The following is a 19,859-nucleotide window of genomic DNA, read 5'->3' on the forward strand; positions in this document are numbered from 1 at the left end:
AAAGAAACCCAAGCAGATAGAGCGTAATAAAATAAAACGGCCTAAAAAAGCAAAAAACTACGAATTACCTTATCTTACACCATATTAAATAAATTTGATTAATTACAATTAATGGCAGCCGAACAAAAACAAAAATTAGAACAACAACTCTGGAACATCGCAAACACCCTACGTGGTAAAATGGATGCCGACGATTTTAGAGATTACATACTAGGTTTCATCTTCTACAAGTACCTGAGTACTAAAATGGATTTGTATGCCAACCAAATACTACAACCAGACGGACTAACTTTTCAGGAGATTGAAGGACATGCTGATGAAGCATTGCTAATGCAGGAAGTAAAACAACTTGCCATTGATAAATTGGGTTTTTTCTTAGAACCGTCAGAGCTGTTTTCTGAATTGGCGCATAGAGGAAATGCCGGTGGAAAAAACAATTTCATTCTGGGCGACCTTGCCAAAGTACTCACGCACATTGAGCAAAGTACCATGGGATCTGAGAGTGAAGAAGATTTTGGAAACTTATTTTCTGATCTTGATTTAACCTCTCATAAATTAGGGAAGTCGGAAAGTGATAAAAACGAATTGATTGTAAAAGTGCTTACTCATCTGGACGAAATTGATTTTGATTTAGAAAATACAGACAGCGATGTTCTGGGTGATGCTTACGAATACCTCATTGGACAATTTGCCAGTGGAGCAGGTAAAAAAGCGGGAGAATTCTACACGCCACAACAAGTAAGTAGTGTTCTCGCCCAACTCGTAACCGTGGGCAAAGACAAACTAAAAAGTGTCTATGATCCTACTTGTGGTTCTGGTTCGTTATTATTGCGTGTTGCCAAAGAAGTCAAAGATGTTAGCGCTTTTTATGGTCAAGAAATGAATCCTACGACCTACAACTTGTGTCGTATGAACATGATTATGCACGATGTACACTACAAACGTTTTGACATCAAGAATGAAGATACCTTAGAACGCCCACAGCATATTGACCAGCGTTTTGAAGCCATTGTGGCCAATCCTCCTTTCTCGGCTAACTGGAGCGCGAGCCCTTTGTTCATGACTGATGAGCGTTTCTCGGCTTATGGAAAACTAGCCCCAAGTTCTAAAGCTGATTTTGCCTTTGTACAACACATGGTACATCAGCTAGACGATAACGGAACCATGGCTATTGTCCTGCCACACGGCGTTTTGTTTCGTGGCGGTGCCGAAGGTCACATTCGTAAATACTTGATTGAAGACAAGAATTATCTCGACGCCGTGATTGGATTACCTGCGAACATCTTTTACGGAACTTCGATACCGACTTGTATTTTGGTCTTGAAAAAAACACGCCAAAACCCCGAAGACGTCTTGTTTATTGATGCCAGCCAACATTTTGACAAGGTAAAAACCCAAAACGTATTGCTAGAAGAGCACATTGACAAAATCATAACGACCTACAGCAGCCGCAGCGAAGAAAATAAATACAGCCGTATTGCCACGCTAGATTTCATGGCGTCACAGGATTACAACCTGAACATTCCTCGTTATGTAGATACGTTTGAAGCTGAAGCAAGTATTGATATTAATGCTGTTGCAAAAGAAATAAAAGCCTTGGATACGCAAATTAACGAGACCGATAAAAGGATAGCCGCTTTTTGTACTGAATTAGGAATAGAAATGCCTTTTTAACCATGGAAAAACTAATACCACAAATACGTTTTCCTGAGTTTAGAGGGGAATGGGAGAATAAGAAATTAGGAAATGTTGCAGAATTCACTTCTAGTAAAAGAGTTTATTTGACTGATTATGTTAATGAAGGAATACCTTTTTATAGAGGTAAAGAAATATCGGAATTAAAATTAGGCATCACACCAAACGATATTTTATTTATATCCGAGCATTCTTATGAAATGTTTAAGAAAAAATATGGAGTTCCTCGAATAAATGATCTTCTAATTACTGCAGTGGGGACTTTAGGGAATGTATTAAGGATAAAAGACAATTCTAGATTTTACTTCAAAGATGGAAACCTAATTTGGATTAGAAAGATTAATCAGTTGTCGACTTTTCTGGAAATAGGATTCAATGTTTATAAATTAGATATTGAAAAAACATCAATAGGTTCAACACAAAGAGCATTAACAATGGTCGAATTGAGAAAACTTGTTTTTCCATTCCCATCCCTGCCAGAACAAACAAAAATCGCCACATTCCTAACCGCAGTCGATGAAAAACTCACCGCCTTAAAACAAAAGAAAACCCTTTTAGAGCAATACAAAAAAGGCGTGATGCAGCAAATTTTCTCGCAAGAATTGCGGTTTAAAGATGATAATGGGAATGATTTTCCGGATTGGGAGGAGAAAAAGTTGGGGGAATTGGGGAAATTTTCTGCTGGAGGCGATTTAATAAAATTAGATTATGAGAAAGAAAAAAACGGGAAATATATTTATCCAATTTATGCCAATGGAGCTGGAGAGGGAATTTATGGTTATGCAACAACATTTCAGTATCAATCAAATTGTGTTACAGTGAGTGGTAGAGGTAACTTAGGATTTGCTAATGCTCGTAAAGAAAACTTCAATGCGATTGTCCGGCTAATTGTTATAATTCCTAAACAAGAAGTTAATTCAAAATTTCTAGAAGAAGCAATTAACAATGTCAATTTCGCAATTGAAAGTACAGGTGTTCCACAATTAACAGTTCCACAAATTTCAGCTTATAAAATTTTTATTCCTTCTATAAAAGAACAAACCAAAATAGCCAATTTTCTATCGGCAATCGATGAAAAAATCAATCATTGTCAAGAACAAATAGAAAAGGCAGGGATTTGGAAAAAAGGGTTGTTGCAACAAATGTTTGTGTAAATACGTCCGTAGAGACGCGATTAATCGCGTCTCTACGGAATAAAACCAAAATATGAAAAAATTTCAAAATAAATACCGCATCCCATCCGCCCGATTGCAAAATTGGGATTACGGCAGCAATGGCGCGTATTTTATTACGATATGCACCCATAAAACGCAGCATTTTTTTGGTAAAGTAGCCACGCGATTAATCGCATCTGCACCTGACGACAGTAATAAAAAAAACGAAATGCAATTAAATGAATTGGGGAAAATTGCCCATTCGATTTGGGCAGAAATTCCCAATCAGTTTCCGTATGTCGAATTGGGAAATTTTGTTATTATGCCCAATCATATGCATGGGATATTAATTATTAATAAAAATGGCATCGCGATAAATGCGGCAATGGATCCCGCAATCAATGGTGGATTTGCAGGCAATCATAATCCGATGTTGCAAGAAAATATATCCCGTATTATTCGATGGTATAAGGGAAGATGTAGTTTTGAAATGCGAAAAATCCATGCCGATTTTAATTGGCAAAGTCGTTTTCATGATCATGTCATCCGAGATTCAAAAGCATTCGAGAATATTCAGAATTATATAGAACAGAATCCTGCAAAATGGGCAGCAGATAAATTTTATAATTTAAAAATATGAGCCATCAATCTGAAGCACAATTAGAAAACAACTTAATCAAGCAATTGCTGGGCGTAGGCTATGCCTCTGTGCGAATTCAGGACGGAGACGCCTTGGTAGATAACCTGAAAAGCCAACTGGAATTGTTTAACCAAACTAGCTTCAGTACTAAGGAGTTTGATGCCGTTTTGAATCATCTCGCCAAAGGTAATGTGTTTGAAAAAGCCAAAACCCTACGCGACCGTTTTCAATTGACCAAGGAAGATGGGACTTCGTTTTATGTTCGTTTTTTTAATAGTGAAGATACAACTGCTAATTTATACCAGGTAACCAACCAAATTAGTCTCGAAGGAAGCTACAAGAACCGCTTTGATGTGACGCTTTTGGTCAATGGTCTGCCTTTGGTACAAATAGAACTCAAACGTTCCGGTATCGAAATCAAAGAAGCCTTTAACCAAATTAATCGCTACCAAAACCATTCGTTCTGGAGCAATCATGGTTTGTTTCAATACGTACAACTTTTTGTAATAAGTAATGGTATAAATACCAAGTATTTGGCTAATAATAAATTGCAATCGGTCAAACAAACGTTTTTTTGGGCCGATGCCAATAACAAAAATATAACCGAGTTAAAAGAATTTGCAGCTTCCTTTTTAAACGCTAACCATTTGGGCAAAATGATAGCGCATTATATTGTCATCAACGAGACGCACAAAGTCATGATGGTGTTGCGTCCGTACCAATATTTTGCTACCGAAGCCATTATTCATCAGGTCAAACATGCTAGCGATAACGCTTATATTTGGCATACTACGGGTTCGGGTAAAACCTTAACCTCTTTCAAAGCGAGCCAAATTATAATGGATTTGCCAGCCGTGTACAAAGTGGTATTTGTAGTCGATAGAAAAGATTTAGATTACCAAACCATGAACGAGTTTAACGCCTTCAAGAAAGACAGCGTTGATGTGACAGACAATACACAATCCTTAGTACGACAACTCACGGATAATACCAAACTGGTTTTAACTACGATCCAGAAATTAAACAATGCCGTTTCAGATCGATTTAAGCACAGTATTGAACCACTGCGACACAAGAAAATTGTTTTTATTTTTGATGAATGCCATCGGTCTCAATTTGGGGAAACCCACGAACGCATTACTAAGTTTTTTGATAAAAGTCAACTGATTGGTTTTACCGGAACACCTGTTTTTGCCGAAAACGCCTCCAAAAACGACAAAGGAAAACGAACCACCAAAGATTTATTTGGCGACTGCCTGCATAAATATGTAATTACTGATGCGATTCGGGATGAAAACGTATTGCGTTTTGGAATCGAATATGTTGGGAAATACAAGAATAAGAGCAAAGCTTTTATCGATATTGAAGTAGAAGATATCGACAAGCAAGAAGTATTGGATTCGCCCAAGCGTATTGATAAAATTGTCGATTATATTATTGCCTATCACGGACAGAAAACATTTAACAAACAGTACTCGGCATTATTAACGGTGAGTAGTATTGACAATGCCGTGCGGTATTATGATTTGTTCCAGCAAAAGAAAGAAGCGGGAGAACACGATTTGCGCATAGCCACTATATTTACCTATGGTGCTAATGAAGATTCCGCTGAAGCACAAGATTATCTTCCTGATGATTCTGATTTTGATATGGCTGCCGAACCACAAAGCAGTTACTCCTTAAGTCACAGCAGAGACAAACTAGAAAGTTATATTAAGCATTACAACAAAATGTTTAACGGTAGTTTTACCACCAAAGACCCTAAATTATTTGAATCGTATTTTAAAGATATTTCCAAGCGATTAAAAGACCGCGAGAAGGAAAACTTTAATGACGAGAAAGACCGTTTAGATATTGTCATTGTCGTAAACATGATGCTTACGGGTTTTGATGCCAAGAAAGTAAACACCTTGTATGTAGATAAAAATCTAAAACAACACGGCCTAATTCAGGCGTTTTCAAGAACAAATAGAATACTAGGAGAACAGAAGTCACAAGGCAATATTTTATCTTTTAGAAATCTCAAAAAAGCCACAGACGAAGCTATTACTTTGTTTTCTAATAAAGAGGCGATAGAAGTAGTCACTATGCCAGATTATGACAAAATTGCGGAGAAATTTGATGAAGCTTTAAAAATCGTACGCGAAATTGCACCAACCTATCAAAGCGTAAATGATTTAGAAGATGAGAATGCCGAAGCACTATTTGTTCAGGCTTTCAGGAAACTGATGCGTACCATGAATGTGCTTCAATCGTACACTGATTTTGATTGGGATGATTTGCCAATTGATGAACAAGAATTTGAGGATTACAAAAGCAAGTACTTAGACTTGTACGAAAAAGTAAAGCGAGATACTGAAGTACAGAAAACATCGATTCTGGACGATATCGATTTTGAGTTGGAGTTAATTCATCGAGATAAAATTGGCGTTGCTTATATTTTGAAACTATTGGCACAAATGAAAGGAAAAAACACTCCCGATGCCAAAGCGCAACGAAAAGCCATTATCGATTTATTAGGTGGAGACATCAAACTAAGAAGCAAACGCGAATTGATCCAGAAATTCATTGACGAAAACATGCCACTCATAAAAAACGGTGATGACATCGAAGAAGAATTTGAAAAATACTGGCAAGAACAAAAGGTATTAGCCTTAGGCAAACTCTGCGAGGACGAACACCTAGATAAAGCCCAATTCAAAGCCCTAATCGATGCCTACATTTATAGCGGAAGAGAACCTATAAAAGATGAGGTTTTTCAATGCTTGGACAATAGACCAAGTATTCTACAAGCCAGAGTAATAGGGGATCGAATTATTGCGAAGATGAAAGAGTTTGTGGAGTTGTTTGAAAAGGGAATGGTGGCTTAATAATAAGTATTAGAATTTATAAATATTGACCAAGGAAATAAAAACCACTACACAATACGGTAATTCAACACTATATTTACCGCAAAAATGCGGTGCTATGTATATTTATCAAAAGAAAGATTGGCCAAATTTTATCTGGGATGCAGCTATCATTACGCCATTGCTCGGTAAAGTGAGACATCAGCAGGGTATTATACTTGGTGTTATGCAAGGTCTTGGATTTCGTCTTCAAGAAGAAAGAGTACTTCAAACACTGACTCTAGATGTAATTAAGTCAAGCGAGATTGAAGGGGAACAACTCAATCATGATCAGGTGCGATCTTCAATTGCAAAGCGGCTAGGTATTGAGATCGCCGCAGCGGTACCAGCTGATTATAATGTGGACGGTGTTGTAGAAATGTTGCTAGATGCCACACAACGGTACGACGAACTGCTAGACGAGGAGCGTTTATTTGGATGGCATGCAGCTCTTTTTCCAACAGGTAGAAGCGGAATGTATAAAATAAAAACTGCAGACTGGCGCGATGGTGCTATGCAAGTAACATCAGGTGCAATGGGGAGAGAAATAGTTCGCTTTGAAGCACCAGTAGCGGATAAAGTCCCCCATGAAATGGATGTCTTTTTTGACTGGTTTAATTCAGATCAATCACTTGATCCGGTATTAAAAGCGGCTTTTGCTCATTTATGGTTTGTTACCATACATCCTTTTGACGACGGGAACGGTCGTATTACCCGAGCGATTACTGATATGCAGTTAGCACGAGCCGATCAAAGTAAAAAACGATTTTACTCCATGTCAGCACAAATTCAAATTGAGCGTAAAACATATTATAGTATATTAGAAAAAATACAGAAAGGGGATCTAGATATAACAGACTGGTTGCAGTGGTTTTTAGACTGTTTATTGCGTTCTATGAAGCAAACAGACGAAACTATTGCAATGACTTTAAAACGTGCTCAATTTTGGGAAACTAATCACGCTATTGACTTTAATCATCGTCAACAGAAAGTTACTCAATTGTTACTTGATAACTTTTTCGGAAAATTGACCGTTTCTAAGTATGCAAAGACAACTAGCGTTTCTACTGATACTGCGTTAAGGGATTTACAAGATTTGATATCTAAAGGTGTTTTATTGCAGGAGGGTGCAGGAAGAAGTACTTCTTATGCATTAATTCATATAGCGTAAAAATTTGTTATTAAGCGAATTATCCTAATCAGTAATTAATACTATTGTAGTACTGCGTCTGAAGAATAAAAATATTCATTTTATATTAATGTCAAGTTTTTTGCGCCAAAAACTTGACATTTTTAAATTGATTAGCAATCGGTTTATTTTAGAAATATTTTGAATTCTCAAATACATCATCGATAATTTTATCAAGTTTCTTATTTATTAAGGTAGGCCTGTGTAGTTCTGATGTCTGTGTGGCCTAGCATTTCACTAAGAGCGTCAATTGGTGTATTTTCAAATTTTAAAAATGTTGCAAACGTATGTCGAGCAGTGTAAAAAGTGATACGCTTGCTAATTTTTAAAACCTCCATCATTTGTTTCAGAGCTGGATTTATTTGTCCACGTAATTTATGACCCCATTTGGCACTCGTTTGTCCTCTCATTCTGGTGCTTGCCTGCGGTGAGGATCCCCTTCAATTGAAAAGACAAATCCTAGCGTTTGCAAGGCGGTTGCATAAGAGTAATCCTTTCTTGACGTGCTAACTTAGCCCTATAGCTTGCTTGAACAGGCGAATCAATTACAGTTGCTAAAAGCTTCTTCAAAACTTTCAAAACAGAACAAATTTATTGAAACAAGATTAAGAATAAAGAACAAATGAAACTTGAGATCTGTGACTGTTTTGAAATTTGGCACAACAGAAAAAGAAGACATTCCTATGTAAAATACTGAACCATAGAATATTTTTGGAATCAAAAAAATAATTTTAAAAATGTAGCTTAGCTTTTTGTGCGGATTTCATTTGCATATCCAACCTGAGTAATTGTAAATCATTAACCTAAGCAAAGATGTATTTTCTTCATGTTTATTTATTCTACGAAAAATAGATATGATGTATTTGTAAGATATTAGGAAAATTGCACTTTAAGTGAGTATGCTTAAAATCAAGCTTATAGATTCCGAAAGGGCTTTACGAGCCATTTTGGAATCTATAGAGCTACAAATTTCCAATTTTTATTTTATTTCTAGCTTTGGTTTTATGGGTCTCAAATAGAGTTTAAAACTATGCACTTTTAGTGCATCTCGCTTTAGCTTCTAAAAATTTTATTACCGCAGATTCATAGATTTTAAAATATTTGAAATTTGGATAATTTGCGAATCTGCGGTGAAAATTTGCAATCCACTTTTGCAGACTTTTATTTTGGTCAGATGCTAATAAATATTTACAATTTATACTTCTGATATATAGGTTGTTGTATTGACTCTTGAATTTACTATAATTTTTTTATCTTTTTTTATTTGTATTTAGTCTAAATAAACATATATTTGTAAAAATTTTACATCACATTATATGTCATTTTCTCACCGTTTCATCTTTTTTTTATGCCTTCACTTTAGCGTCTCTATTTTCGCACAGACCTCTAAAATTAACGGTAGAATAAATTTCGAAGACAAGAAACCTGCAACTAGTATTTTACTTTTGCTCCAAGGAACACAAAATTCAGCGGTATCCGATACCAACGGAAATTTTGTTTTTGAAAATGTTCCCTATGGAAAGTATATTATTGAAACTATTTCTACAGAGACAGCTAAAAAAACTGTGGCTATTGAGGTAAATGGTAGTAATGTAACTATAAACATTATTGTAAATAAGGTTACAAGCGTTGACTTAAATGAAGTTGTAATAAATGTTAAAACTGAGAAAAATAAAATTGAAACAGAAGGTTTTGCAGTAAATATTATCGATACCAAAAAAGCTGCTGTGCGAAATATGCAAACTAATGAACTATTGAGCAGGACTGTTGGTGTTCGTATTCGTCAAAATGGTGGTTTAGGTTCTGATGTGAATTATAATATTAATGGAATATCGGGTAATTCCGTTCGAATTTTTATTGACGGTATCCCGATTTCAACTTATGGATCCTCTTTTGATCTAAATAGTATTCCCCCCTCAATCATTGAGCGTATCGAAGTTTATAAAGGTGTTGTGCCAGGTCATTTATCTGACGATGCTTTGGGTGGAGCTATCAATGTTATATTGAAAAAAGGAGTTAAAAATAATTTTAATGCGTCTGCTTCTTATGGTTCGTTTAACACTTCGCAGGTAAATTTTAACGGTTTATATCGTTTTAAAAAATCGGGTTTTACTATTAAAAGTTCTTTTTTTAATAATTATTCTGATAACGATTATGAGGTGTGGGGAAAAACAGTTTACAATATTTTACCTAATGGGAGATACGACTACATAAGAGCTAAGCGATTACAGGATGCATTTAAATCAACTGGAAGTATTACTGAGGTTGGATTTACAGACGTTAAATGGGCGGATAATATTTTTATTGGTTTCACCAGTTCGGACTCGTATAAAGAAGTGCAACATGGAACCTTTATGTCTACTCCATATAAAGGTAGATTTTTACAATCAGATGCAGCTTTAATTAACTTAACCTATAATAAGAAAGATCTCTTTGTAAAAGGTTTAGAGTTTAATTTTCATGGGATTTACTGTGAAAGAAATCGAATGATTAATGACACCGTCAAATGGAATTATGATTGGAATGGAAATCTAAGTTTAGATTTAAACGGGCAGCCAATTCCACGACCGTTAGGTGCGCAACAAGGTGCTCCGACACTAGCCAACATTAAAAGGAAAGTTGCTAGTATAAGAACTGGTATTTCTTATAAGATTAATGACAATCATAAATTTTTGTTGAACTACTCACTTTCAATTGTGAATAGGGAAGATGATGATGATCTGAAATCGGTATTAGAACGAAAATTTCTTGGAACAAGAGACTTAAATAAAAACATTGGGGCTTTGACTTATGAATTGACTGCTCTCGAAAGTAGATTAAAAGCTAGTGTTTTTAGTAAGTATTATCAACAACGCATTGAACGTATGAATCCGATAGTTCAAAATAATAATGGTATTGCAAGTAGGGTTGAAGATATTGTTACTAGTAATAAAGATGTTTTAGGTTACGGTGGTGCATTTTCTTATGCTATTTTGCCTTCTGTTACGCTCTTAACATCTGCAGAAAAAGCGGTCCGATTACCTAGCGAAAATGAAGTTTTTGGAGATTCGGGAGATAACATATCAGAAAATCCTAGCATTAAGCCAGAAATCAGTAAGAACTATAATTTGGGCTTTAGATTTGGAAAATTTAAATTGAGAAAACATGATATAACGTTTTCTACTAATGCTTTTATCAGAAACATAACGGACAGAATTGGTACACCTGTACAAACAGCAATTAATACTAATGTTCAAACTCTTCCTTTTTTAAATCAAGGTAATGTGAAGTCAAAAGGTATAGATCTAGAGGTAAGCTATTCCTACAATAATAATCTAAATATTACAATGGGTGTTTCAAAATTTGAACTAACAACGGTGACAGGTGGTGTCAAATATGACTTGCCAAATGAGCCTTTTTTTAATGCTAACTTAAGTACACAATATTCCTTTAATGATGTGTTAGCTGATAAATCACAATTGAATATATTTTATAACTTCATGTTTGTAGATACTTTTAATTACAACCGAAAATTATATAGCAACACAGCAGGAACAGATTTTTTCAATATCCCTGAACAATTTATACAAGATGCTGGTTTAAGTTATGTTTTTCCAAAGAAAAATTTCATAGTCAGTTTTGATGCGAAGAACATGTTTAATAAGCAGAATTACGACAATATGGGAGTGCAAAAGCCGGGAAGAGCATTTTACCTAAAAATTAATTACATAATCAATAACTTTTAAATACATAAATAAAATGAAAAATAGATTTTTAAAATTAGGGGCTTTTGCCGTACTTATTGGAGCTATCTCTTTAGCATCAAGTTGTAATAGTGATGAAAATAACACTAGTGGAACTTCTGAACCAGTGATTACGGAAGGCAGGTACATTACAGTAGCTGGTGCCGTTATGGGAACTACAAATCCTACGCCTGGTGATGGAAATGGAGGAACAATTGTATATGCTATAAGTAAAGAAAATGCGAAAGATCCTTCTAAAACTTATGATGTTTTTGAAAATGGATTCGCAGTACCTTCTAACAGAACAGCACGTTTGCAATCTTCACAAGACGGTTCTACGATTTTTAATATTGCTTATACAGGAACAAATGGGGGTGAATTTTCTAAATATACAGTAAATGGTGGACAAAATTTTATTCCAACGGGTGGTGTTGTAAACATCTCACAATATGCAGGAACAAGCCCAAGATGGGCAAAATTATTTGATGGTGACAAAACAGGAGTTTCTGTGAATGTAACGTCTCCTTTAATAATGACTAATGCAGATGCTTCCTACAAACATACAAGAGGAACCGCTACAGTTTTGACATTAGATTTAGTTAATTCCTTAATTGCACAAACGAAGTCATATGAGATTCCCTTAACTAATACGGAGGAAGCACAAGGACATCATATTTTTAGATTAGATGCTCCTGTCTTGAGTCGTGCAGGTAACAAATTAATTATTGGGACATGGATGCGAAAAACAAATCCAGAAACGGGAACCAACGAAAGTACTTTTACTCGCTTAGGAGCTAAATCAGTTGTTGTAGATTACCCTTCATTGGAAAACCCAATAGTAATCACCTCTACTGTAGGTTTTGGAGATACTAGTGGTTATAGAAGTTTTAATAGTTTCGTAGGTGATGATGGTAATATTTACCAAGCAACCCAAAGAGAAGCTTCTGGATCGCATATTTTAAGAATTAATTCAAGTAATCAATATGATAATTCTTATGTGTTTAATTTAGATACTGCATTAGGCTTATCAGGAACTTATATTGAAAACTGGAAGTATGCTGGTAACGGAAAAGCAGTAGTGGCTTATACCCATAGTGGTTCAGCAGTTTCTGCTCTTTCGGGACAATCTCAAAGTTTTTTGGCGCTTGTGGATCTTAACGCAAAAACAGCCAAAACATTAGATTTACCTTATAACGCAGATATGTATTTCTTTCAATATCAAGGTTATGTGGTTGATGGTTTTGATGTTTATGTAACTGCTGCGCCAGTAGGTCAAGATGGACGTATTTATATCATTAACAGTGTTACAGGAGTTGTTACTCTTGGTGCTAAGTTAATAAATAAACCAGGGAACCATTTTATTGGAGCATTTTAAGGACTGACAGAAAATTTCGTGCTATTATTTTTTAGCACGGAATTTTTAAAATTTTATTGAGCATATTTATTTATCACAAAACAAAACAGCAATGAAAAGAATATTGTTTATTACACTACTGCTAATTACTAGTATTTCAAATGGACAGAACATACTTTTAAGCAGTGATTTTTGGAAAAAAAATCCAGATTTAAATACGATTAAAGAAACAATAGCAAAAGGGAATAGTCCCTCTGAAGCAAATGGTGGTAATTTTGATGCCGTTACTATGGCTATTAATAATGATGGGGCATTAGAAAGTATACGATTTCTTATCCAACAAGATGGGAATAGTATAAAAAAATTAACGCATGATGGTCGTACTTATTTGCATTGGGCAGCTAATAAAGGAAATGTAGATTTAGTAAAATTTTTATTAGAAAAAGGAGCAGATATTAATCTTTCTGATGATAAAGGAGCAATTCCAATTGCATTTGCTGCGGCTAACGGACAGGCTGATCCTAAATTATATGAATTGTTTTTCAACGCTGGAAACAATCCAAAACAAAAATTTAAAAACGGAGCCAATTTATTACTCTTATCCATTCCAAACGACAAAGAACTAAAATTAGCCGATTATCTTACTACCAAAGGTTTGTCGTTAAGGGATACGGATGATACAGGTAATACTGCATTTAATTATGCTGCAAGAAGTGGTGATATAACACTTTTGCAAAACATATTAAAAAAAGGAATCAAATATGATGGAAGAGCCTTAGTTATCGCTTCTCAAGGAACTAGATCTTCTGCAACAACTTTAGAAGCTTATAAATATTTGGTTGAAGATTTAAAGATCAGTCCAAATTCAGTAGGTGATGAAGGTGAAAATGTTTTACATAATTTAGTTAGAAAGCAAAAACAAGAAGATATTATTGCTTATTTCTTAGCTAAGGGTGTTGATGTAAATCATCAAGATAAAGCAGGAAATAGTGTTTTAATGTACGCTACACGTGCAAAAATAGATATTATAAAATCATTTATTTCTACAGTTAAAGATATAAATACTAGTAATTTAAATGGACTTACTGCTTTGTCTTTTGCGGTTGAAAATGGTTCTCCTGAAATTGTTGAGTTTTTAGTTGCAAACGGAGCAAAAAGTGATGTGCTTGATGCAAAAGGAAATAATTTAGCTTATTATTTGATTCAATCGGTAAGAAAAGATGGGAAGGATGGTTATGACGAAAAATTAAGTTTGTTGAAAAATTCCGGATTTGACATTACAATTCCGCAAAAGGATGGCAGTACATTATACCATTTGGCAGTTGCAAAAAATGATTTAAATCTATTTAAGAAAATAAGTGCAATGAATATAGATATCAATGTTAAAAATGATGAAGGTATGACAGCTTTACACAAAGCAGCATTAACAGCAAAAGATGAAACGATCTTAAAATATTTAGTTGCTGAAGGTGCTAAAAAAGACATTCTAACAGAATTTGATGAAACTGCTTATGATCTGGCAAAAGAAAATGAGTCATTAACAAAAGCTGAGATATCAGTAGATTTTTTAAAATAATAATAGTAGATAATGAATAAAATATTAAAATTTACATTAGTAGGCATATTTGGTCTACTATTTATTCCACAAGCAAATGCCCAACAAGCCAAGTATAAATGCATGTTGCAAATGACAAATTATGAAGGTTTAGAAGCTTATGTTGTTGTTTCTTTAATTGATCCTAAAGGGAATTATGAAAAAACATTGTACGTAATGGGACCAGATAAACAATGGTACAATGGTTTCAAAGAATGGAACAAGACCTTAGGAAAGAGAAAACAAAATTTAAATGGTATTACCGGTGCCTCTATTGCAGCTGGTGATAGAAGTATTACTACTTTTTCTATAGATGAGTCTAAATTAAACAAGGGCTACAAACTTCGTTTTGAATCGGCTGTGGAAGACAATAAATATCATGTTGGAGATGTAGAAATTGCATTATCAACAGCTGAAATCACTAAGAAAACGGAAGGAAAAGGTTTTATTAGATACGTAAAGCTTAATAAACTTTAAAAATAATACATCATGATATTGTCTATTTGGCGGCATGCCCATTTGGTTTTAGCTCTTTTGGCATCACTTGTACTTATTATTGCTTCTTTAACAGGTATTGTTCTTGCTATTGATGTGGCTAGTGAGAAAACAAATCCGTATCAAATAGACAATTTTAATGAAGTAACTCTTGTTCAGTTTTTACCAGAACTACGTAAAGTTTATCCCGAAATTTCAAATATTTCAGTTGACCATAATCAATTTGTGACTTTGGAAGGTTTTGATCAAGAAGGTAATGAAATTAAAGCTTACATAGATCCAACTACCGGAAAAAAATTAGGGATTCCGAAACAAAAAAATCAGTTTATCCAATGGAATTTGGCTTTACATCGTTCGCTTTTTCTTCATGAAACTGGAAGATTTATTGTTGGTTTTGCCTCTTTCCTGTTTTTTTTAATTGCAATTTCTGGAACAATTCTACTTATTAAACGTCAAAATGGAATTAAGAAATTCTTTTCAAAAGTAAATAATGATTCACTGGCCCAATATTTCCATGTGGTAACTGGAAGAATTATGTTACTTCCTGTTTTGATTATTGCTTTAACTGGAACGTATTTATTTCTACTTCGATTCGAAATTATTCCTGTCCAAAAAGCAAATGCGATTACTTATTCACAGGATGCAAAACTGAAAGAAGTTCCATTGACTGATTTTTCTGTCTTTAAACAAACGAAATTGTCTGAAGTTATAAAGATTGAATTTCCGTTTATGGATGATGATCCAGAGGAATTTTACGTTTTAAAGTTAAAAGATAGTGAAATAACAGTAAATCAAATAACTGGCCAAATCGTAAAAGAAATTAAATATCCTTTCACACAAGTATTAGAAAAGTTTAGTTTTGACTTGCATACCGGCCAAATAAATTGGGTTTGGGCTATAATTTTGGCTTTCGCTTCTATCAATATTTTACTTTTTATTTATTCTGGTTTTACAATTACTCTAAAACGAACTAAAACAAGAATTAAGAATAAATATAAGGCAAATGAGTGCGAATTTATACTTTTAGTAGGTTCTGAGAATGGCTCTACTTTAGGATTTGCGAGTAAGATCCATAAACAATTGCAGGCAAATGGAAAGAAATCGTATCTAACTGATATGAATAATTATTCCCATTTTGCAAGTGCAAAACAACTCATTATTTTCACCTCTACTTATGGTTTAGGTGAAGCACCAATAAATGCCAAAAAGTTCAAAAAATTAGTTTTTGAATTTCCACAAAAACAAAAAATTCAGTTTTCAGTTGTAGGATTTGGATCTAAATCTTATCCCGATTTCTGTGCCTATGCAAAACAAGTTGATGTACTTTTGTTTGAACAAAGTTGGGCAGAAAAATCAGTAAACCTTCATACTGTTAACGACAAATCTGCAGATGAATTTGCAGAATGGGTTTCGGTTTGGGCTACTTTGAATAGCCTAGCTCTAGCAACAGCGGCTTCTTTATACAGTCAAAAAGCACCAAAATTAAAAGTTTTAAAAGTTGTCGATCGTGCTGAAATAAATTCGGATGAGGTTATAACTTTTAAGTTAAATTTGAAATCTAATTCTTTCACCAAATTCAAATCGGGCGATTTATTAGCTATTTACCCAAAAAATGATGCTGTAGAACGTTTTTACTCCATTGGGAAAGTTGCTAATTCGGTACAATTAATTGTTCGATTGCACCCAAATGGTTTAGGGTCTGAATTTTTATATACTTTGCAAAAAGGAGCCACAATTAAAGCAAGAATTATTAAAAACGCTCATTTTTATTTTCCAAAAAACGCTTCGCAAGTGGCTTTGATTTCAAATGGAACTGGAATAGCGCCTTTTTTAGGAATGCTAGCTGAAAATAAAAGTAGGATAGAAACTCATTTGTATTGTGGTTTTCGAAGAAATGATGTACTCACCAAGAAATATGCAGAAATAGCGCAAAACCATATTGTTGATAAAAAACTTTCTACCTTTAATTTAGCTTTATCACGAGAAGAGGCACCACAATATTTGATGGATTTGATAAATGAAGACCAAAACTTCTTTCTAGAATTATTAAAAAATAACGGCGTTATAATGATTTGTGGCGCTCTTAAAATGCAAAAAGATGTAGAAGCTGTTTTGGCTACAATTTGCAAAAACAATGGAGAAAACTTCGATATTTACAAAGAAAACAATCAGATTTTAACGGATTGTTACTAATTCCCAAATTATGAGATTCAAGTCGGTCGTTTTAAAAATAGCTTTGCTTTTCGTTAGTACCTTTTCATTTAGTCAAGTGGAACAAACGAAGACTGTAAATTTGATGGGAAGTGTTTTCCAAATTACTTTGGTTGATTCGGATAGTATTTCGGCAGATCAAAACATCAATAAAGCTATTTCAGAAATAGAACGCATTGAAAATTTAATTTCTGAATGGCGACCACAAACCCAGATTTCGCAAGTAAATCAAAATGCAGGCATAAAACCAATTAAAGTAGACAAAGAAGTTTTTGAACTCACGAAAAAGGCTATTTGGTTTTCTGAAATTTCAAATGGTGCTTTTGACATTAGTATTGTTGCGATGGACAAAATTTGGAAATTTGATGGAACGATGGAAAAGTTACCTTCCAGAAAAGTTATAAAAAAATCAATTCGTAATGTAAATTATAAAAACATCGTTTTGGATAGTATCAATTCCACAATTTTCCTGTCAAAAAAAGGAATGAAAATTGGTTTTGGTTCTATCGGAAAAGGATATGCTGCTGACAAAGCAAGAGAACTAATGCTAGAATTAGGTATAAAAGCAGGGATTATAAATGCTGCAGGTGATCTCGCAACTTGGGGAACACAGATCAATGGCAATCCTTGGCGCATTGGCGTAAATAATCCGTTAGAAACGGGCGAAACTATAAAAATTTTAGAATTTTCAACTAATAATGCTGTTACTACTTCGGGAAATTATGAAAAGTACGCCGAGATTGAGAACAAAAGATATTCACATATTATCAATCCAAAAACAGGCTATCCTTCAACAGAATTAATTAGTGTTACAATAATTGGGAAAAATGCAGAAATGTGTAATGGTTTTAGTACTTCAATTATGGTTTTAGGATTAGTAAAAGGATTAGAATTGATTGAAAAATATCCCGATTATCAGTATTTAATTGTAAATAGTAAAGAAAATATTATTACAAAGATATAGGTTCGAAAGAGAAAAATAATTTATCCAAGCAGACGCTATATGTATTTCTTCTGTAATATGGCTGTGTACATGCTAACTTAGCCCGCAGATTAAGTTAAGCATAAAAGGTCTTTAAATAGAAAGAGAATCATGTATTTTGACCTAAACTACTTTCTTAATGGAATAGCTATATTAGGGTAATCAGTGATAATACCGTCAACATTCATTGTTAGTAAACGAATCATATCCTCTTTATTATTCACCGTCCATGGAATAACTTTCATATTTTTTTGATGAATCTTTTCTACCTCAGTATCATTTAATAGCACATGATATGGACTGTAAATGCTCGGTATAAAACTGAGTGCTTTCATATTCGTGTCAAAATCATCTTCAAAAGTTAAAAAAGAAAGTTGATAGTTTGGGTAAATTTTGTGAAAGTATTCTAAGACTCTAGGATCAAAACTTTGAATAGTAATTCGGTTTAGCGGTAAATTGCTTTTTTTCAATTCTGAAATTAGAAGATCTGAAAATTCCTTTACACTTGGTTGGTATCCATTTGCTTCTTCATCAGGCGTGCTTTTAATCTCTATATTATAAAGAATAGCTGGATTTCTAGTCTCTGCATATTTTATGACCTCAGCCAATAATGGTTTGTATGTTTTTAGCTTTTCTTGTTCTGGAAACTTAGGGTTTCCAATGGCGCCTACATCGTATTTCTTTACGTTTTTATATTTATTTTTGTAAATATTGAAGGCTAATGCAGCTTCTTTCGTAATGGCGCTTCCTTTAGCATCTGAAGTAATTTCGTAATTCAACCATGGTTCATGAGAGACTACGACTTGGTTATCTAGGCTAATTACCACATCTAATTCTAAAGTGTTCACGCCAATATCTAATGCTTTTTTAAACGCAGGAAGTGTGTTTTCTGGCGCTAAACCTCTAGCACCGCGATGGCCTTGAAGTTCAAAATCAAATTTGCGTTCCTCTTTTAGAATGATAGCGTCTATAAATGAAGTGCTTTGATTGTAAACATTTTTCCAATCATTAGATCTCAAGTCGCAAGCAATAACATGGTTTCCTGCATCTGGAAAAGCTACTTTCGTCTTCTGATCAAGAGCTGTTCCTAGGCTTTCAAACATTTTTAAAATAGCAGGAACGGAGACAGTTTCATCTTGCTCTTTTTCATTTTTATAATAATACCCAACAAATACGGGGATTTTAACTTTCTCAAATGTTTGTACTGTCATGGTACTTTTTAGCATTTTTATTAAAGCTTCGTACCCATCAATGTGGTAAGAAGTAGACCAGTATTTTTGTTCCTCTTCTGGCCTGCTTTGTTTTGTGATTTCGCCGCCGTTCATTTTGATAATAGCTGCTTTCCCTTTAGGAGTAAGAATAGAGGCAAAGGAAGGATTTTTTAAATCGATAAAAGGGGAGTACATAATTAAACCGGCAATAGAAGGGTCTTCAGAAGCTAACTTCAAGCTTAAGGTTCCGCCCGTAGAAGTACTCACTAGAATAACTTTTTTTCCTATTAGTTTCCCAATTTCTAGTGCCTCTTTTGCAGACGCAATATAATTTTCGGGAGTTAGATTTTTAAAATTATCATCTCTACTCAATCCATGCTCTTTTAATCGAGACAAATAAACATTAGCATTATATGCCTTTGACAACATCGACATGATGGGTTGGCCCTCTCTATTGCTGGCGCCAAAACCGTGGAGGTACACAAATGCAATAGCCGATTGTTTTTCCTTAAAATCTTTAGCCCAGATTATTCTAGCTTCGTTATCGAGTTTCAAACTTTCAAGATTTTGCTCAGCGGTTTTAATGGCATTTTCAATAGTATAAATCGTAGTTTTAGACGTTATTATTTGTGCGTTACTTACATTTATAAATAATGTTAAAAGTAATACTAATAGATATTTTTTTTTCATAGTGATATAGTTGAAAACTAGGTTAATAATGCTA

The 19,859-nt window shown here is 34.2% G+C and carries 13 protein-coding genes; 11 read left to right on the forward strand and 2 right to left on the reverse strand.

Going from position 1 to position 19,859, the window contains the following annotated elements; all coding sequences use genetic code 11:
• Nucleotides 1-111: 111 nt before the first annotated feature.
• From BMW63_RS14505 to BMW63_RS14525, 5 genes are all read left to right on the forward strand, one after another.
• Nucleotides 112-1,674 carry a type I restriction-modification system subunit M gene (locus BMW63_RS14505; protein ID WP_074724192.1) on the forward strand — a complete coding sequence of 521 codons (1,563 nt, stop codon included), beginning with the start codon at nt 112-114 and terminating at the stop codon, nt 1,672-1,674.
• A 2-nt stretch (nt 1,675-1,676) separates the two neighbouring features.
• Nucleotides 1,677-2,849 carry a restriction endonuclease subunit S gene (locus BMW63_RS14510; protein WP_074724193.1) on the forward strand — a complete coding sequence of 391 codons (1,173 nt, stop codon included), beginning with the start codon at nt 1,677-1,679 and terminating at the stop codon, nt 2,847-2,849.
• 52 nt (nt 2,850-2,901) lie between these two features.
• Nucleotides 2,902-3,489, forward strand: coding sequence for a transposase (locus BMW63_RS14515; RefSeq protein ID WP_074724194.1), 588 nt, complete (start codon nt 2,902-2,904; stop codon nt 3,487-3,489).
• The gene (locus BMW63_RS14520; protein WP_074724195.1) at nt 3,486-6,359 is read left to right on the forward strand and encodes a type I restriction endonuclease subunit R; all 2,874 of its coding nucleotides are present in this window, start codon (nt 3,486-3,488) and stop codon (nt 6,357-6,359) included. The genes BMW63_RS14515 and BMW63_RS14520 overlap by 4 nt, the downstream gene beginning before the upstream one ends.
• A gap of 97 nt (nt 6,360-6,456) precedes the next feature.
• Nucleotides 6,457-7,548 (forward strand): Fic family protein, encoded by a 1,092-nt coding sequence (locus BMW63_RS14525; protein WP_074724222.1) that lies wholly within the window; start codon nt 6,457-6,459, stop codon nt 7,546-7,548.
• 200 nt (nt 7,549-7,748) lie between these two features.
• Here the strand turns inward: BMW63_RS14525 and BMW63_RS14530 are convergent, their stop codons facing one another.
• Nucleotides 7,749-7,976, reverse strand: a complete 228-nt coding sequence (locus tag BMW63_RS14530; protein ID WP_074724196.1) for a tyrosine-type recombinase/integrase — start codon at nt 7,974-7,976, stop codon at nt 7,749-7,751.
• 906 nt (nt 7,977-8,882) lie between these two features.
• On the opposite strand from BMW63_RS14530, the gene BMW63_RS14535 reads away from it, so the two are divergent.
• The 6 genes from BMW63_RS14535 to BMW63_RS14560 all read left to right on the forward strand — a co-directional run bounded on the left by BMW63_RS14535 (nt 8,883) and on the right by BMW63_RS14560 (nt 17,906).
• Nucleotides 8,883-11,291: a TonB-dependent receptor gene (locus tag BMW63_RS14535; RefSeq protein WP_074724197.1), complete on the forward strand. Its 2,409-nt coding sequence runs from the start codon at nt 8,883-8,885 to the stop codon at nt 11,289-11,291.
• 13 nt (nt 11,292-11,304) lie between these two features.
• A complete protein-coding gene (locus BMW63_RS14540; protein ID WP_074724198.1) occupies nt 11,305-12,663 on the forward strand; it encodes a hypothetical protein in 1,359 nt (452 codons plus the stop codon).
• 91 nt (nt 12,664-12,754) lie between these two features.
• Nucleotides 12,755-14,218 (forward strand): ankyrin repeat domain-containing protein, encoded by a 1,464-nt coding sequence (locus tag BMW63_RS14545; RefSeq protein WP_074724199.1) that lies wholly within the window; start codon nt 12,755-12,757, stop codon nt 14,216-14,218.
• A gap of 12 nt (nt 14,219-14,230) precedes the next feature.
• The gene (locus BMW63_RS14550) at nt 14,231-14,713 is read left to right on the forward strand and encodes a DUF2271 domain-containing protein (protein ID WP_074724200.1); all 483 of its coding nucleotides are present in this window, start codon (nt 14,231-14,233) and stop codon (nt 14,711-14,713) included.
• A gap of 12 nt (nt 14,714-14,725) precedes the next feature.
• Complete coding sequence (locus BMW63_RS14555; protein ID WP_074724201.1) at nt 14,726-16,924, forward strand: PepSY domain-containing protein; 2,199 nt, start codon at nt 14,726-14,728, stop codon at nt 16,922-16,924.
• Between the two features lie 10 nt (nt 16,925-16,934).
• Nucleotides 16,935-17,906 (forward strand): FAD:protein FMN transferase, encoded by a 972-nt coding sequence (locus tag BMW63_RS14560; RefSeq protein ID WP_074724202.1) that lies wholly within the window; start codon nt 16,935-16,937, stop codon nt 17,904-17,906.
• Nucleotides 17,907-18,052: 146 nt separating this feature from the next.
• On the opposite strand, the gene BMW63_RS18275 is transcribed toward BMW63_RS14560, so the two are convergent.
• The gene (locus tag BMW63_RS18275) at nt 18,053-19,825 is read right to left on the reverse strand and encodes a glycerophosphodiester phosphodiesterase family protein (protein ID WP_217643736.1); all 1,773 of its coding nucleotides are present in this window, start codon (nt 19,823-19,825) and stop codon (nt 18,053-18,055) included.
• Nucleotides 19,826-19,859: the final 34 nt, after the last annotated feature.

The organism is Flavobacterium frigoris, from assembly GCF_900111075.1.
In the GTDB taxonomy this organism is placed as follows: Bacteria; Bacteroidota; Bacteroidia; order Flavobacteriales; family Flavobacteriaceae; genus Flavobacterium; species Flavobacterium frigoris.

Excerpts from the sequence above, each read along its gene's own strand:
- BMW63_RS14505 (WP_074724192.1), top strand. The coding sequence starts at position 112 with ATGGCAGCCGAACAAAAACAAAAATTAGAACAACAACTCTGGAACATC.
- BMW63_RS14510 (WP_074724193.1), top strand. The coding sequence starts at position 1,677 with ATGGAAAAACTAATACCACAAATACGTTTTCCTGAGTTTAGAGGGGAA.
- BMW63_RS14515 (WP_074724194.1), top strand. The coding sequence starts at position 2,902 with ATGAAAAAATTTCAAAATAAATACCGCATCCCATCCGCCCGATTGCAA.
- BMW63_RS14520 (WP_074724195.1), top strand. The coding sequence starts at position 3,486 with ATGAGCCATCAATCTGAAGCACAATTAGAAAACAACTTAATCAAGCAA.
- BMW63_RS14525 (WP_074724222.1), top strand. The coding sequence starts at position 6,457 with ATGTATATTTATCAAAAGAAAGATTGGCCAAATTTTATCTGGGATGCA.
- BMW63_RS14530 (WP_074724196.1), bottom strand. The coding sequence starts at position 7,976 with ATGAGAGGACAAACGAGTGCCAAATGGGGTCATAAATTACGTGGACAA.
- BMW63_RS14535 (WP_074724197.1), top strand. The coding sequence starts at position 8,883 with ATGTCATTTTCTCACCGTTTCATCTTTTTTTTATGCCTTCACTTTAGC.
- BMW63_RS14540 (WP_074724198.1), top strand. The coding sequence starts at position 11,305 with ATGAAAAATAGATTTTTAAAATTAGGGGCTTTTGCCGTACTTATTGGA.
- BMW63_RS14545 (WP_074724199.1), top strand. The coding sequence starts at position 12,755 with ATGAAAAGAATATTGTTTATTACACTACTGCTAATTACTAGTATTTCA.
- BMW63_RS14550 (WP_074724200.1), top strand. The coding sequence starts at position 14,231 with ATGAATAAAATATTAAAATTTACATTAGTAGGCATATTTGGTCTACTA.
- BMW63_RS14555 (WP_074724201.1), top strand. The coding sequence starts at position 14,726 with ATGATATTGTCTATTTGGCGGCATGCCCATTTGGTTTTAGCTCTTTTG.
- BMW63_RS14560 (WP_074724202.1), top strand. The coding sequence starts at position 16,935 with ATGAGATTCAAGTCGGTCGTTTTAAAAATAGCTTTGCTTTTCGTTAGT.
- BMW63_RS18275 (WP_217643736.1), bottom strand. The coding sequence starts at position 19,825 with ATGAAAAAAAAATATCTATTAGTATTACTTTTAACATTATTTATAAAT.